The organism is Micromonospora sp. NPDC052213 (assembly GCF_040679695.1).
Taxonomy (GTDB): Bacteria; Actinomycetota; Actinomycetes; order Mycobacteriales; family Micromonosporaceae; genus Micromonospora.
The window spans coordinates 1-14259 of the sequence record NZ_JBFAVI010000177.1 but is presented as its reverse complement, the minus strand read 5'-3'; the positions used below and the strand labels follow the sequence as shown (position 1 = coordinate 14259).

General features: G+C 74.8%; 16 protein-coding genes. 12 read left to right on the top strand and 4 right to left on the bottom strand.

The genetic code is table 11. The features are described from left to right. Positions 1-154 precede the first annotated feature (154 nt). The 3 genes from AB0L34_RS28580 to AB0L34_RS28570 all read left to right on the top strand — a co-directional run bounded on the left by AB0L34_RS28580 (position 155) and on the right by AB0L34_RS28570 (position 3728). On the top strand, positions 155-1777 hold the full coding sequence (locus AB0L34_RS28580) for an acetolactate synthase (RefSeq protein WP_363708135.1): 1623 nt from the start codon (positions 155-157) through the stop codon (positions 1775-1777). A 170-nt stretch (positions 1778-1947) separates the two neighbouring features. Continuing rightward, complete coding sequence (locus tag AB0L34_RS28575) at positions 1948-2922, top strand: ATP-binding cassette domain-containing protein (RefSeq protein WP_357453658.1); 975 nt, start codon at positions 1948-1950, stop codon at positions 2920-2922. Further along, positions 2919-3728, top strand: coding sequence for an ABC transporter permease (locus tag AB0L34_RS28570; protein WP_363708133.1), 810 nt, complete (start codon positions 2919-2921; stop codon positions 3726-3728). Before AB0L34_RS28575 ends, AB0L34_RS28570 begins: the two co-directional genes overlap by 4 nt. Before the next feature lie 18 nt (positions 3729-3746). Here AB0L34_RS28570 and AB0L34_RS28565 read toward each other — a convergent pair whose 3' ends face one another. From AB0L34_RS28565 to AB0L34_RS28555, 3 genes are read right to left on the bottom strand one after another with little or no spacing between them, the layout of a single operon-like run. Continuing rightward, positions 3747-4166, bottom strand: coding sequence for a PLD nuclease N-terminal domain-containing protein (locus AB0L34_RS28565; protein WP_363708131.1), 420 nt, complete (start codon positions 4164-4166; stop codon positions 3747-3749). 27 nt (positions 4167-4193) lie between these two features. After that, positions 4194-4541, bottom strand: coding sequence for a DUF202 domain-containing protein (locus AB0L34_RS28560; RefSeq protein ID WP_363708129.1), 348 nt, complete (start codon positions 4539-4541; stop codon positions 4194-4196). Further along, complete coding sequence (locus AB0L34_RS28555; protein WP_350705113.1) at positions 4538-4930, bottom strand: DUF202 domain-containing protein; 393 nt, start codon at positions 4928-4930, stop codon at positions 4538-4540. The genes AB0L34_RS28560 and AB0L34_RS28555 overlap by 4 nt, the downstream gene beginning before the upstream one ends. Before the next feature lie 40 nt (positions 4931-4970). Here AB0L34_RS28555 and AB0L34_RS28550 point away from each other — a divergent pair, with 40 nt between their 5' ends. From AB0L34_RS28550 to AB0L34_RS28510, 9 genes are all read left to right on the top strand, one after another. After that, positions 4971-5768 carry a GNAT family N-acetyltransferase gene (locus tag AB0L34_RS28550; RefSeq protein ID WP_363708127.1) on the top strand — a complete coding sequence of 266 codons (798 nt, stop codon included), beginning with the start codon at positions 4971-4973 and terminating at the stop codon, positions 5766-5768. Positions 5769-5770: 2 nt separating this feature from the next. After that, entirely contained in the window at positions 5771-6178 is a 408-nt protein-coding gene (locus AB0L34_RS28545; RefSeq protein ID WP_363708125.1) for a hypothetical protein, read from the top strand. Between the two features lie 391 nt (positions 6179-6569). Then, positions 6570-7349, top strand: coding sequence for an electron transfer flavoprotein subunit beta/FixA family protein (locus AB0L34_RS28540; RefSeq protein WP_350704691.1), 780 nt, complete (start codon positions 6570-6572; stop codon positions 7347-7349). A gap of 11 nt (positions 7350-7360) precedes the next feature. After that, a complete protein-coding gene (locus tag AB0L34_RS28535) occupies positions 7361-8320 on the top strand; it encodes an electron transfer flavoprotein subunit alpha/FixB family protein (protein ID WP_363708124.1) in 960 nt (319 codons plus the stop codon). Positions 8321-8785: 465 nt separating this feature from the next. After that, positions 8786-9961, top strand: a complete 1176-nt coding sequence (locus tag AB0L34_RS28530; protein WP_350704695.1) for a cysteine desulfurase family protein — start codon at positions 8786-8788, stop codon at positions 9959-9961. Between the two features lie 192 nt (positions 9962-10153). Next, complete coding sequence (mnmA, locus tag AB0L34_RS28525) at positions 10154-11227, top strand: tRNA 2-thiouridine(34) synthase MnmA (protein ID WP_363708123.1); 1074 nt, start codon at positions 10154-10156, stop codon at positions 11225-11227. 37 nt (positions 11228-11264) lie between these two features. Beyond that, positions 11265-12269, top strand: a complete 1005-nt coding sequence (locus AB0L34_RS28520) for a methionine synthase (protein WP_363708122.1) — start codon at positions 11265-11267, stop codon at positions 12267-12269. A gap of 36 nt (positions 12270-12305) precedes the next feature. Then, positions 12306-12665 carry a VOC family protein gene (locus AB0L34_RS28515; RefSeq protein ID WP_363708121.1) on the top strand — a complete coding sequence of 120 codons (360 nt, stop codon included), beginning with the start codon at positions 12306-12308 and terminating at the stop codon, positions 12663-12665. Between the two features lie 93 nt (positions 12666-12758). After that, on the top strand, positions 12759-13760 hold the full coding sequence (locus AB0L34_RS28510) for an ADP-ribosylglycohydrolase family protein (RefSeq protein ID WP_363708120.1): 1002 nt from the start codon (positions 12759-12761) through the stop codon (positions 13758-13760). 104 nt (positions 13761-13864) lie between these two features. Here the strand turns inward: AB0L34_RS28510 and AB0L34_RS28505 are convergent. After that, positions 13865-14259: type II toxin-antitoxin system PemK/MazF family toxin (locus AB0L34_RS28505; protein ID WP_363708119.1), on the bottom strand; the 395-nt coding region annotated here is incomplete at its 5' end.

Sequence of the window (14259 nt, the reverse complement as noted above, 5' to 3'; positions counted from 1 at the left end):
GGCCGGCGGCGCCCCCGCCGGCCCTGTGGCTCCCCCCCCGTGAGGCGTCCACCACCGACGTGGACGCCTCACGCGCCGAGCCGAGGACGGTTCACATTCCGCCTACCGGTGAGTAGCGTGTGACTCCGGTCATGCGGACGAAGGGACAGCGGCGATGACGGAGCGGATCGAAGGTCACGGCGGGGAGCTCGCGCTCGCGGCGCTGCGCGCGTACGGGGTGCGGGAGATGTTCACCCTCTCCGGCGGGCACGTCTTCCCGCTCTACGACGCCGCGCACAAGACTGGCTTCCCCCTCTACGACGTCCGGCACGAGCAGTCCGCCGTATTCGCCGCCGAGGCGGTGGCGAAGCTCCAGCGCCGCCCCGGCCTCGCCGTGCTCACCGCCGGCCCCGGCGTCACCAACGGCATCTCCGGGCTGACCAGCGCCTACTTCAACGCCTCGCCGGTGCTGGTGCTCGGTGGTCGGGCCCCGCAGTTCCGCTGGGGCTCGGGCAGCCTCCAGGAGATGGACCACCTGCCGCTGGTCGCCCCGGTCACCAAGCACGCCGAGACGGTGTTCAGCCCCGACGACATCCCGCGCGCGGTGACCGCGGCGCTGACCACCGCGCTCACCCCGCACCGGGGCCCGGTCTTCCTCGACTTCCCCCTGGAGGCGGTCTTCTCGGTCGCCGACGCCGAACTCCCCGCCCTGCCGGGCATCGCGCCCGTCGAGCCCGACCCGGACGAGGTGGCGAAGGCGGCCACCCTGATCGCCGCCGCGAGCCGCCCGGTGATCATCGCCGGCTCCGACGTCTACGCCGGGGACGCGGTCGACGCCCTGCGGGCCGCCGCCGAGGCGCTCCAGGTGCCGGTCTTCACCAACGGGATGGGCCGGGGCGCGCTGCCGCCCGAGCACCCGCTCGCCTTCGCCAAGGCCCGCCGGGTGGCGCTCAAGGGCGCCGACGTGGTCGTGGTGATCGGTACCCCGCTGGACTTCCGGCTCAGCTTCGGCGACTTCGGCGACGCGAAGGTGGTGCACGTCGTCGACGCGCCCAGCCAGCGGGCCGGGCACGTCCAGCCGGCCGCCGCCCCCGCCGGCGACCTCCGGCTGGTCCTCACCGCCTTCGCCGACCACCCCGGCGACCGGGCCGACCACGCCGACTGGATCGCCGAGCTGCGCACCGCCGAGGACGCCGCGAAGGCCCGCGACGCCGCGGAGATGGCCGCCGAGACCGACCCGGTCCGGCCCGCCCGGGTCTACGGCGAGCTGCGCCGGGTCCTGGCCCGCGACGCCATCACGATCGGCGACGGCGGCGACTTCGTCTCGTACGCCGGCCGCTACCTGGAGCCCGCCCAGCCCGGCACCTGGCTCGACCCGGGCCCGTACGGCTGCCTCGGCACCGGCATGGGCTACGCGATGGGGGCCCGGGTCAGCCACCCGGATCGGCAGATCTGCGTGCTGATGGGCGACGGCGCGGCCGGCTTCTCGCTGATGGACGTGGAGTCCCTCGCCCGGCAGAAGCTGCCCGTGGTGATTGTGGTCGGCAACAACGGCATCTGGGGCCTGGAGAAGCACCCCATGCGCGCCATGTACGGCTACGACGTCGCCGCCGACCTTCAGCCGGAGCTGCGCTACGACCAGGTGGTGAGCGCCCTCGGCGGCGCGGGCGAGACGGTGGCGAAGGCCGCCGACCTCGGGCCGGCCCTGCAGCGCGCCTTCGACGCCGGCGTGCCGTACCTGGTGAACGTGCTCACCGACCCGGCCGACGCGTACCCCCGCTCGTCGAACCTGGCCTGAACCACCGCCCGCCGCCGTCGCCGCGCCCCGGCGACGGCGGCGGCCGCGTTTCACCACCAGCAAAATCGGCGGTACGTCAGCGCCTGTCGCCGTAACGTCAGCCTGGGATCGGCGGAATGTCAGGGATGCCGGTCATGGCGGTTCGACCAGCGAGAACGACAGGAGTTGCGATGGATCACGCGATCCGCGCGGAGGGGCTGGTGCGCCGGTTCGGCGACACCACCGCCCTCGCCGGTGTTGACCTGGCCGTCCCCACCGGCACGGTCTTCGGCCTGCTCGGGCCGAACGGGGCCGGCAAGACCACCACGGTCCGGGTGCTCGCCACCCTGCTGCGCGCCGACGAGGGGCGCGCCACGGTCGGCGGCTTCGACGTGGTGCGCGACGCCCACCGGGTGCGCCAGTTGATCGGCCTGACCGGCCAGTACGCCTCGGTCGACGAGACGCTCACCGGGGCGGAGAACCTGCTGCTCATCGGGCGGCTGCTCGGCTCCTCCCGGGCCGACGCCAGGGCTCGCGCCCGGCAGTTGCTCGCCGACTTCCACCTCAGCGACGCGGCCGACCGGCCGGCCAAGACCTACTCGGGGGGCATGCGCCGCCGGCTCGACCTCGCCGCCAGCCTGGTCGGCCGGCCGCAGGTGCTCTTCCTCGACGAGCCGACCACCGGCCTCGACCCGCGCAGCCGCAACGAGCTGTGGGACATCGTGCGTGGGCTGGTCTCCGACGGGGTGACGGTGCTGCTCACCACGCAGTACCTGGAGGAGGCCGACCAGCTCGCCGGGGAGATCGCCGTCGTCGACCACGGCCGGGTGATCGCGCAGGGCACGCCCGAGGAACTGAAGGCCAGGACCGGCGGCCAGGTGCTCGCCGTCCGGCCCGCGGACGCGGCCGACCTGCCGACCGTGGTGGCCATCGCCGGCGAGGCGGTCCACGCCACCCCGGAGGTGGCCCAGAGCACCGTCACCGTGCCGGTGAACGACCCGGCCGTGCTGCCCGCCGTGGTGGGCCGCCTCGACGCCGCCGGCATCGCGGTCGCCGAGCTGGCCCTGCGCGGCTCCAGCCTGGACGAGGTGTTCCTCCAGCTGACCGGGCACCGCGCCGACGCCGACGCCCCTTCCGGGGCCGACCTGGAGAGGACTCCGGCATGACCGCCGCCACCCTGACCGCACCGGTCGCGCCGGGGCGCCGGCTCGGCCCCGCCGCCGGGCTGCGCCACACCTTCACCCTGGCCTGGCGCAGCCTGGTGCAGATCAAGCACAACCCGATGGAACTGCTCGACCTGAGCATCCAGCCGGTGATGTTCGTGCTGCTGTTCACGTACGTGTTCGGCGGGGCGATCTCCGGCTCGCCCGGGGACTACCTGACCTTCGCGCTGCCGGGCATCATCGTGCAGAACGCCTTCTTCGCCACCATGACCACCGGGTTCGGGCTGAACAACGACCTCACCAAGGGCGTGTTCGACCGGCTCCGTTCGCTGCCCATCGCCCGCTGGGCGCCGCTGGCCGGGCGGATCCTCGCCGACACGGTCAAGCAGGCGTGGTCGGTGTCGCTGCTCGTCGGCGTCGGCATGATCCTCGGCTTCCGCCTGGGCAACGGCCTGCCCGGCCTGCTCGGGGCGTTCGCCCTGCTGCTCGCGTTCTCGCTGGCCGCGTCGTGGATCTCGGTGCTGGTCGGCGTGCTGGTCAACGAGCCGGAGAAGGTGCAGATCTTCGGCTTCATGGTGATCTTCCCGCTGACCTTCACCAGCAACGCGTTCGTGCCGACCGAGACCATGCCCGGCTGGCTCCAGAGCTGGGTCGAGGTCAACCCGGTCACCATCCTGGCCGACGCGCTGCGCGGCCTGCTGGTCGGCGGGCCGGTGGCCGTGCCGGTGGTGCAGTCGCTGTTCTGGGCGGCCGTCCTCGCGGCGATCTTCGCCCCGCTCGCCGTGCGCGGGCTCCGGCGCCGGGTGTGACCCGCAGCCGGCCGCCGGCTACACCTCGGGGCGGTCCTCTTCGCGCGGCGGCTCGCCCTCGCGTCGGCGCAGGTCGTCCTCGCGTCGGCGCAGGTCCTCCTCCCAGCGGGTGAACAGCTCCTGGTCCTCCCGCCGGGAGCGCTCGCCGAGCGAGCGGAGGAACTCGGGGTCGTCGTCCGGGGCGACCGGGCGGGGCCGCTCGCGGGCCGGCAGGATCCGGCCCGTCGACGGCGCGCCGCCGGACCGGCCCGGGGTGCGCTCGCGCCCGGCGGCGAACCAGGCGAGGGAGCCGAGCAGCGGGAAGAACAGGATGATCAGCACCCAGGCGATCCGGGGGAGGGCCTTGATCTCGCCCTCCTCCGCGGAGAGGCAGCTGATCAGCGCGCAGACCGCGAGGACGATCTGCACCACGAAGAGGAGGACGTACAGCCGGGCCATGCGTCAATGATGGCGCACCCGGTCCCGTCAACCCAGCCCGCGCGCCGCCAGGAGCGCGCCGAGCAGCGCGTAGCCGGCGGTGGCCAGGGCGACCAGGGGTAGCGCCCGCCCGTAGCGGGAGGCCGGGCCGACGGCGTTCGCCCGCCGCCAGCAGACCGCCAGCGCCGCGGCCCAGCCGAGCACGGCCAGCCCGGCGACGAGCGCGCCGAGCGTCCCGCCGGTGGGCGGGCCGGTGAGCGCCAGCCGCACGGTCAGCACCATGATCACCGTGAGCGCCAGCGCCGTGCGCCGCCAGGCCAGCCGGGTCCGCTCGGGTTGCAGCCCGGGGTCGCGCGCCGGCCGGCCCGGCGGCGTCCGCTGCGCGCCGGCGCTCACCGTTCGCCGACCGCCCGGGCCAGCACCGCCGCCACCAGCAGCAGCGCGCCGAGGCCGACGGCGAGGGCGAGCACCGCCGGGAAGCGGGAGGCCGGCAGTTCCTCGCCGAGCCGGATCGCCCGCTCCGTACGCGCCCAGTGGTCGACCGCCCGGACCGCCACGGTTCCGCCGAGCAGCAGCAGCGCGACGGCGATCACCTCACGCAGGTGTGCCAGCGGCAGCGGTGGCAGGAACTGGGCGGCGGCGAGCCCACCCGCGACCAGCGCCAGCCCCGTACGCAGCCAGGCCAGGAAGGTTCGCTCGTTGGCCAGCGAGAACCGGTAGTCGGGGGTGCTGCCGACCGAGCGCAGTTCGCGCGGGTCGAACCATCGCCTGATCGCCTGCCACACGTGCCGATTATCCGCTTCCGTGCGGTCGTAGCCTGGAGCAGTGACGGATCTTGACGTGACGACGCTGCGGAACGCGTACGACCACCAGTTGCGGGCGCGGGTGCCCGACCCGCTGCCGGCGGGGGTGACGGTGGACCGGGACGGTCCGCTGGTCCGCCTCCTCGGCCTCGACCACGGCGGCTTCCTCACCTATCGCGACCTCGACGGGCTGACCGGCGCGGCGCTGGACGGGCTGATCGCGCGGCAGGTGGAGTTCTTCCGGGCGCGCGGCGAGTCGGTGGAGTGGAAGTGGCACGGCCACGACGAGCCGGCGGACCTGCCGGAGCGGTTGCGGGCCGCCGGGTTCGTGCCGGAGGAGCCGGAGACCGTCGTGATCGGCCCGGTCGCGCCGCTCGCGGCCACGCTCCCGGTGGTCCCCGAGGGCGTACGCCTGCGCGAGGTGACCGCCCGCGCGGACCTGGACCGGATCGTGGCGATGGAGGAGGCGGTCTGGAACGCCGACCGCAGCCACCTGGCCACCGGGCTGGAGAAGGAGATCGCGGCGGACCCGCAGTCGATCACGGTGGTGGTGGCCGAGGCGGGCGACGAGGTGGTGAGCGCGGGCTGGGTGCGTTACGTGCCGGGGACCGGGTTCGCCACCCTGTGGGGCGGCTCGACCCTCGCCCCGTGGCGCCGCCGGGGCATCTACCGGGCGCTGGTCACCTACCGGGCCCGGCTCGCCGCCCAGCGCGACCGGACGCTGCTCCAGGTGGACGCCTCCGACGAGAGCCGGCCGATCCTCCAGCGGCTCGGCCTCGTCCCGGTCACGACGACCATCCCGTACGTCTACACTCCGTGATCATGGAGCAGCGGTTGACGGCCGAGGAGCGGCTGACCCTCAAGACGGGCGCGTTCGGGGCGGTGTTCATGGTGGCCAACGCCGACCCGGGGATGCTCGCCCTGTTCCGGGAGAGCTTCGCCGCCTCCGCCGCGATGGCCGACACGAGCGGGATCGTGAAGGAGGCGCTGACCACCGGGCCGCTGCCGAAGCTGCCCCGGGACTCGGCGCTGGAGATCGAGGCGGTGGTGCTGCCGGCGCTGGGCCGCTCCGTCGAGATCCTGCGCGAGAAGTCGCCGCAGGACGTGGCGATCTACCGCGAGGTGGTGCTGTCGGCCGCCGAGCGGGTGGCCGGGGCGCACCGGGGGGTGGCTCCGGCCGAGGCGGCGGTCATCGAGCGGATCAGGGGCGCGCTGGCTCAGTCGGCGTGAGCCGGTCCGCCGGTGCGGGTGCGTGCCGGCCCGGCGACCAGAGCGCCCGGACGGTGGCGCGTACGCACCGGTCGCGGACCCGGCCGCAGGCGCAGCGGTACGCCTCGGGGCGCGCCCGGCGACAGGGGCGCCGCGGCGCGTCGTGCGGCGTGGCGCTGGAAGACTCTGACATTTCGCGACACCTCCCGATTTGCCAGATTACCCGCCCGGCGGCCCGCCGTGAGCTGTGTCACCCTGAGGTCGCCGGAGGTCGATGCTACTGGCAGGTAACATTGCGCCGTGGGCAACTGCACAGCAGCCCGTGGTTGACCGATCGTTAAGTCACGCGGGAGGCTGCGCCCGTGACCGGGCGAGTGATCGCTACACCAAACAGGAGGGTCGTCGAAGCGCGATGAACATCGTCGTACTCGTCAAGCAGGTGCCCGATTCGGGCGCGGACCGCAACCTGCGTACTGACGACAACACCGTCGACCGCGGTTCGGCGAACAACGTCATCAACGAGATGGACGAGTACGCCATCGAAGAGGCGTTGAAGATCAAGGAGGCCCACGGCGGCGAGGTCACCGTCCTGACCATGGGTCCGGACCGGGCGACCGAGTCGATCCGCAAGGCGCTCTCCATGGGCCCCGACAAGGCCGTGCACGTCGTGGACGAGGCCCTGCACGGGTCCTGCGCCGTGGCCACCTCGAAGGTGCTCGCCGCCGCGCTCGGCCAGCTGAACGCCGACCTGGTGCTCTGCGGCGCCGAGTCGACCGACGGCCGGGTGCAGGTGATGCCGCACATGATCGCCGAGCGGCTGGGCGTCGCGGCGCTGACCGGCGCCCGCAAGCTCACCGTCGACGGCTCCACCCTGACCGTCGAGCGGCAGACCGAGGAGGGCTACGAGGTGGTCACCGCCGCCACCCCCGCCGTGGTCTCCGTCTGGGACACCATCAACGAGCCGCGCTACCCGTCCTTCAAGGGCATCATGGCCGCGAAGAAGAAGCCGGTGCAGACGCTCTCCCTGGGTGACCTCGGCGTCGCCCCGGCCGAGGTGGGCTTCGAGGGCGCGACCAGCGCCGTGCTGGAGCACACCAAGCGCCCGCCGCGCTCCGGCGGCGCGAAGATCACCGACGAGGGCGACGGCGGCGTCAAGCTGGTCGAGTTCCTCGCCACCGAGAAGTTCGTGTGAGAGGTCTGGACATGTCTGAGGTTCTCGTCGTCGTCGAAGCCACCCGGGAATTCGGCGTCAAGAAGGTCACCCTGGAGATGCTCACCCTCGCCCGCGAGCTGGGCACGGCGAGCGCGGTCGTGCTCGGCGGCCCCGGCGCCGCCGAGGCGCTGAGCGCCAAGCTGGGCGAGTACGGCGCGGAGAAGATCTACGCCGCCGAGGGTGACGACATCGACGGCTACCTGGTGGCCCCCAAGGCCACCGTCGTGGCCGAGCTGGTCGAGCGGGTGCAGCCCGCGGCCGTGCTGCTCGCCTCGTCCCAGGAGGGCAAGGAGATCGCCGCCCGCCTGGCCGTCAAGCTGGACAACGGCATCCTGACCGACGTGGTCGACCTGGCCGCCGACGGCACCGCCACCCAGGTGGCCTTCGCCGGCTCGACCATCGTCAAGTCCAAGGTCACCCGCGGCCTGCCGCTGGTCACCGTCCGGCCGAACTCGGTCAACCCGACCCCGGCGGCCGCCACCCCGGCCGTCGAGCAGCTCACCGTGTCGGTCACCGACTCCGACAAGCTGGCCAAGGTCGTCGACCGGGTCGCCGAGCAGAAGGGCTCCCGCCCCGAGCTCACCGAGGCCGGCGTCGTCGTCTCCGGCGGTCGCGGCGTCGGCAACGCCGACAACTTCAAGCTGGTCGAGGAGCTGGCCGACCTGCTCGGCGGCGCCGTCGGCGCGTCCCGCGCGGCCGTCGACTCCGGCTTCTACCCGCACCAGTTCCAGGTGGGCCAGACCGGCAAGACCGTCTCCCCGCAGCTCTACGTCGCGCTCGGCATCTCCGGTGCCATCCAGCACCGGGCCGGCATGCAGACCTCGAAGACCATCGTCGCGGTCAACAAGGACGGCGAGGCGCCGATCTTCGAGCTGGCCGACTTCGGCGTGGTGGGCGACCTGTTCAAGGTCGTCCCGCAGGCCGCGGAGGAGATCCGCAAGCGCAAGTGAGCTGACGCTCGCCCGCACCCGGGCCGGGAACCGCGCGGCGGTTCCCGGCCCGTCGCTGTCCGGCCCCGACCGGAAAGGATCGGAACCGAGGACACGTCATCGGGCGCGGCCTGACCGCGGGGTGGGGAGCTGATCGGCGGGCCGGGGAGCTGAGCCGGCCCGCCGATCAGCCCGTCAGAGGCCCTCGGCACGCTCTCGCGGAAGCCGTGGGCTGTCGGACGCCTCGGCGGAAACGTCGACAACCGAGTATGCCTGATGGTCGACGTCCGGTGGCAACGGCAGCAGCTCGTCCGACCCGTCGCCGAGCACACCGACCGGGAACATCCGTGTGTCGCGCGGGTCGGTAGTACCCCGCGACGTCCGAGAGATTCGTGACGTGCGGGTACGGGGTCTCACCGCCCCGTGGGTCGGACGGCGTACTCCGGCCTCCATCCGGTCCGGGGCCGGTCGTTAGGCTGAGCCGTGATGGCATACCTGGATCACGCGGCGACGACTCCGATGCTCGACGAGGCACTGGAGGCGTACGTCGCCACCGCCCGCGAGGTCGGCAACGCGTCCTCGCTGCACGCGTCGGGCCGCCGTGCCCGGCGGCGGGTGGAGGAGTCGCGGGAGCGGGTGGCCGCCGCGCTGGGCGCCCGCCCCTCCGAGGTCGTCTTCACCGGCGGCGGGACCGAGAGCGACAACCTCGCGGTCAAGGGCATCTTCTGGGCGCGGCGGGGAGCCGACACCCGGCGGGACCGGGTGGTCTCCAGCGCGGTCGAGCACCACGCGGTGCTCGACGCGGTGGACTGGCTGGTCGACCACGAGGGGGCCCGGGTGGGCTGGCTCTCGGTGGACGCCAGCGGCCGGCTCAGCCCCGACGAGCTGCGCGCCGAGCTGGCCGAGCACGGTGACCGGGTCGCGGTGGTGACCGCGATGTGGGCCAACAACGAGGTGGGCACCGTGCAGCCGGTCGCCGACCTGGCCGCGGTCGCCGCCGAGCACGGGGTGCCGTTCCACACCGACGCGATCCAGGCGGTCGGGCAGGTGCCGGTGGACTTCGCCGCCAGCGGGGTCGCCGCGCTGACCGTGACCGGGCACAAGCTCGGCGGGCCGACCGGGGTGGGCGCCCTCGTGCTCGCCCGCGACGTACCGGCCACCCCGCTGCTGCACGGCGGCGGCCAGGAGCGCGACGTGCGCTCCGGCACCCTCGACACCGCCGGCATCGTCGCCTTCGCCGTCGCCGTGGAGGCGGCGGTCAAGGGCCAGCAGGAGTACGCGGCCCGGATCGCCGCGCTCCGTGACGACCTGGTCGAGCGGGTCCGGCAGGCGGTGCCCGAGGTGGTCTTCAACGGCGACCCCACCGGCCGGCTGCCGGGCAACGCGCACTTCTCCTTCCCCGGCTGCGAGGGAGACGCCCTGCTGCTCCTGCTGGACGCCCAGGGCATCGCCTGCTCGACCGGCTCGGCCTGCTCCGCCGGGGTGGCCCAGCCGTCCCACGTGCTGCTGGCCATGGGCGCCGACGACGACCGCGCCCGCTCCTCGCTGCGCTTCACCCTCGGCCACACCAGCACGCCCGCCGACGTCGACGCCCTCATCGCCGCGCTCCCGGCCACCGTCGAGCGCGCCCGCCGCGCCGCCGCCCTCCGCACCCCCCGCTGACCCTCCTCACCGCAACGCCCCACCCCGTCGCGCCCGCGATCTTGCACTCTCGGCCCGGCGATCGCGGTGTTCGCCCCTTCTGCCGGGGTGACAACTGCAAGATCGCGCGGCGGGCGACGTCGGCGCCAGGGCGGGGAGATCGGGCGGGGCGAAGGTAACGGATAGGCTCGGTGGGGTGAAGGGAGTGGGCCGGTGAGGGTGTTGGCGGCTATGTCCGGTGGGGTCGACTCCGCCGTGGCGGCGGCGCGGGCGGTGGAGGCGGGGCACGACGTGACCGGCGTGCACCTGGCGCTGGCGCGCAACCCGCAGACGTACCGCACCGGTGCGCGCGGCTGCTGCACGCTGGAGGACTCCCGCGACGCCCGGCGGGCCGCCGACGTCATCGGCATCCCGTTCTACGTCTGGGACATGGCCGACCGCTTCCACTCCGACGTGGTGGACGACTTCGTCGCCGAGTACGCGGCGGGCCGTACGCCGAACCCCTGCCTGCGCTGCAACGAGAAGATCAAGTTCGCCGCGGTGCTGGACCGGGCCGTGGCCCTGGGCTTCGACGCCGTGGTCACCGGCCACCACGCCCGGCTCGGGGCGGACGGGCTGCTGCGCCGCAGCGTCGACGTGGCCAAGGACCAGTCGTACGTCCTCGCGGTGCTCACCCGCGAGCAGCTCGACCGGTCGGTCTTCCCGCTCGGCGACTCGACGAAGGCGCAGGTCCGCGAGGAGGCCGCCCGGCGGGGGCTGGCGGTGGCCGACAAGCCCGACTCGCACGACATCTGCTTCATCGCCGACGGCGACACCCGCGGCTTCCTCGCGCAGCGCCTCGGCGAGGCGCCCGGCGACGTGGTGGACGCGACCACCGGCGCCGTGGTGGGCAGCCACACCGGCGCGTACGCGTACACCGTCGGGCAGCGGCGCGGCCTGCACCTGGACCGGCCGGCGTCGGACGGCCGCCCCCGGTACGTGCTCTCCATCACGCCGACCACCAACACGGTGACGGTCGGCCCGGCGGAGGCCCTCGAGGTCTCCCGGGTGCGCGCCGAGCGTCCGGTGTGGACGGGCGGGCCACGCCCGGACGCCCCGCTGGAGTGCGAGGTGCAGTTGCGGGCGCACGGCGACGTGGTGCCGGCGACGGTCGAGCTGTGCGCCGACGGCCTCCGCGCCGAGCTGCGGCGCCCGGTGCGCGGGGTCGCCGCCGGCCAGGCGATCGTCGCCTACCGGCCGGACCCGGCCGGCGATGTCGTGCTCGGCTCCGCCACCATCGCCGGCTGACCGGTCGGGCCGCCCGGCGGCCGGATAGTCTTCGGCCGTGACAGATCAGGCGTGGCCCTGGCCGGTCGGCGCGGCGACCGGCATCGGTTCCCTTCCCGGCACCGACATCGCCGAGGCGCAGCGGATCGTCCTCGGCGAGCTTCCCGCGCTGCCGCACCTGCCGGAGCTGCCGGCCCGGGGCCCCGGCGCCGACCTGGTCGGCCGGACCGCCGGCCTGCTGGTCGAGCTGCCGGTCGAGCTGTACGCCGCCCGCTGGCGGATCGCGCCCCGCCCGGGGCGGGACCTGCGCCGCGCCCGTGACCTGATGGAACGCGACCTCGACCAGCTCGCCGAGCAGGCCGAGGAGTACGCGGGACCGGTCAAGATCCAGGCGGGTGGCCCGTTCACCCTGGCCGCGTCCCTGGAGCTGCCGATCGGGGGCCGGATGCTGCGGGACCCCGGCGCGGTGCGGGACCTCACGGGTTCGCTCGCGGAGGGGCTGCGCGGGCACGTCGCGGCGGTCGCTCGCCGGCTGCCGCACGCCACCGTGCTGCTCCAACTCGACGAGCCGTCGCTGCCGGCCGTGCTCGCCGGGCGGGTGCCCACCGAGAGCGGCTTCGGCGTGTACCGGGCCGTGGAGCCGGGCGTCGCCGGGTCGCTGCTGCGCACGGTCGTCGAGGCGGCCGGCGTGCCGGTCCTGGTGCACTGCTGCGCGCCGGACGTGCCGCTGGAGCTGATCCGCGCCGCGGGCGCCGTCGGCGTGGCCCTCGACCTCGACCTCGTCACCGACCTGGACCCGCTGGGCGAGGCCGTCGACGCCGGGCTCGGGCTGCTGGCCGGCGCCGCGCCGACCCGCCCGCCGGCCGCCGGTCGCGCGCCCACCTCGGCGCAGGTCGCCGACCGGGTACGCCAGCTCTGGGACCGCCTCGGCTTCCCGCGCCGGCGGCTCGCCGAGCAGGTCGTGGTCACCCCGGCGTGCGGCCTCGCCAACGCGACCCCGCAGTACGCCCGCGCGGTGCTCGCCGCCTGCCGGGACGCGGGGCGGCGGCTCGCCGAGGACTGAGGTTTCCCGTCGTACGGGCGGGGCACGATGGTCTGCATGATTGGAAAGCTGCGCACAGTGGTCATCGACTGTCCCGACCCGCGGGCCCTGGCCGACTTCTACTCCGAGCTGCTGGGCCTGCCGCTGGACGCCGACGCCAGCGACGACGGTTGGGTGGTGATCTCCGGCTCCGGGCACCGGCTCGCCTTCCAGAAGGCACCCGACCTGCGCCCGCCGGCGTGGCCGGACCCGCAGCGCCCCCAGCAGTTCCACCTGGACGTCGAGGTGGACGACGTGGAGGCGGCCGAGAAGCGGGTGCTGGCGCTCGGCGCCCGGCGACTGCCGGGGGAGGGCGACGACTTCCGGGTCTACGCCGACCCCGCCGGTCACCCGTTCTGTCTGATCTTCTTCGACTGAGTCGTCCGCCGGCCGGACCCGTCCGTCCGCCGGCACGGGCTCGGCGGGCCGCGGCGGTGGTGCGGGTTGCGGTCGGGCGGCATGATCGCGGGAATGATCGACACCTCGCTCCGGCGGGCCGCCGGCTCGCTCTTCGGCCTCGCCTACGGTGACGCGCTGGGCAAACCGACCGAGTTCCTGACCGTCGCCGAGATCGTCCACCGCTACGGCCCGGCCGGCCCGCGCGAGCTCGCCGGCCACCCGGCACTGGTGACCGACGACACCCAGATGGCGCTGGCCGTCGGCTGGGCGCTGCACGACGCCCCGGCGCTGACGCCCGAGGCGGTCGAGCCGCTGCTGCGGCAGCGCTTCCTCGACTGGGCGGCCAGCCCGGAGAACAACCGGGCGCCGGGCATGACCTGCCTGCGCGCCTGTGCCGAACTCGGGCGGGGTGTGCGCTGGCAGGAGGCGACGGTCGCCGGCTCGAAGGGCTGCGGGGCGAACATGCGGGTCACCCCGGTCGGCCTGCTCGACGTCGACGTGGACACCCTCGCCGGGCTGTCCCAGCTCCAGGCGGGGCTGACCCACGGGCACCCGACCGGCCTGGCGGCCAGCGAGCTGACCGCGTACGCCGTGTGGCTGCTGTGCGCCGGCGCGGCGCTGGCGGACCTGCCCCGCCTGCTCGCCGACCGGGCCCGCGACCAGCGGCGCGTCTACCGCGCCGACTGGCTCGGCGACCTCTGGCAGCGCCCCGGCGTGGAGACGCCGGAGGACTTCATCGCCCGCGGCTGGGACGAGTGCCTGGCGGTCCTCGGCCGCCTCGACGCCGCGCTCGCCGACCCGGACGACGGCGGCGACCCGTGCCGGCACACCGGCGAGGGCTGGATCGCCGAGGAGGCGTTGGCCACCGCGCTGTTCTGCGCGGTCCGGCACGCCGACGACCCGGTCGCCGCGCTGGCCCGGGGCGCCACCACCGCCGGCGACTCCGACTCGATCGCCGCGCTGGCCGGCGCCTTCGTCGGCGCGGCCCTGGGCATGCCGGCCTGGCCCGACGCCTGGTCCGCCCGCATCGAGTACGCCGACCAGCTCCACGCCCTCGCCCGCGCCTGGGACTGACCTGCCCCGCCGTCCGAGAGTCCGCCGGACGGCGTTTCGGGCCGTGCGAGGGCCGGAGGGCGCGTCCCGTCGGGCCGTGCGAGAGCCGGCCGGACGGCGCGTGGTCAGGCGCCGGGGAGGTGGGGCAGGCGGCGGATGCGGCGCCACAGGGCGGGGTCGCAGGCGCCGGCGTGGCGGGAGAAGCCGACCAGCGGAACGTGGGCGGGCTCGGCCAGGTCGACGAAGCTGTCGTGGTCGGCGCCGGGGTCCCACTCCCGGGTCGGGATGCGGACGTGGTCGTCCCGGCCGCTCTTGTCCTGACTGGTGATCTTCAGGACGTCGGCGCCCCGGGCGTCGGCGCGCAGCACCAGGCAGGGCCGCACCTTCGAGCCGGTGCCGTCGGCGTACGGGACGTCGGCCCACCAGATCTCGCCCGGGCGCGGCGCGCCGGCGGGCGCCCGTTCGGCGGTACGCGGCCGGTCCGGTCGACCGCGCCACCCCGGCCGGAGACATGCGCCCG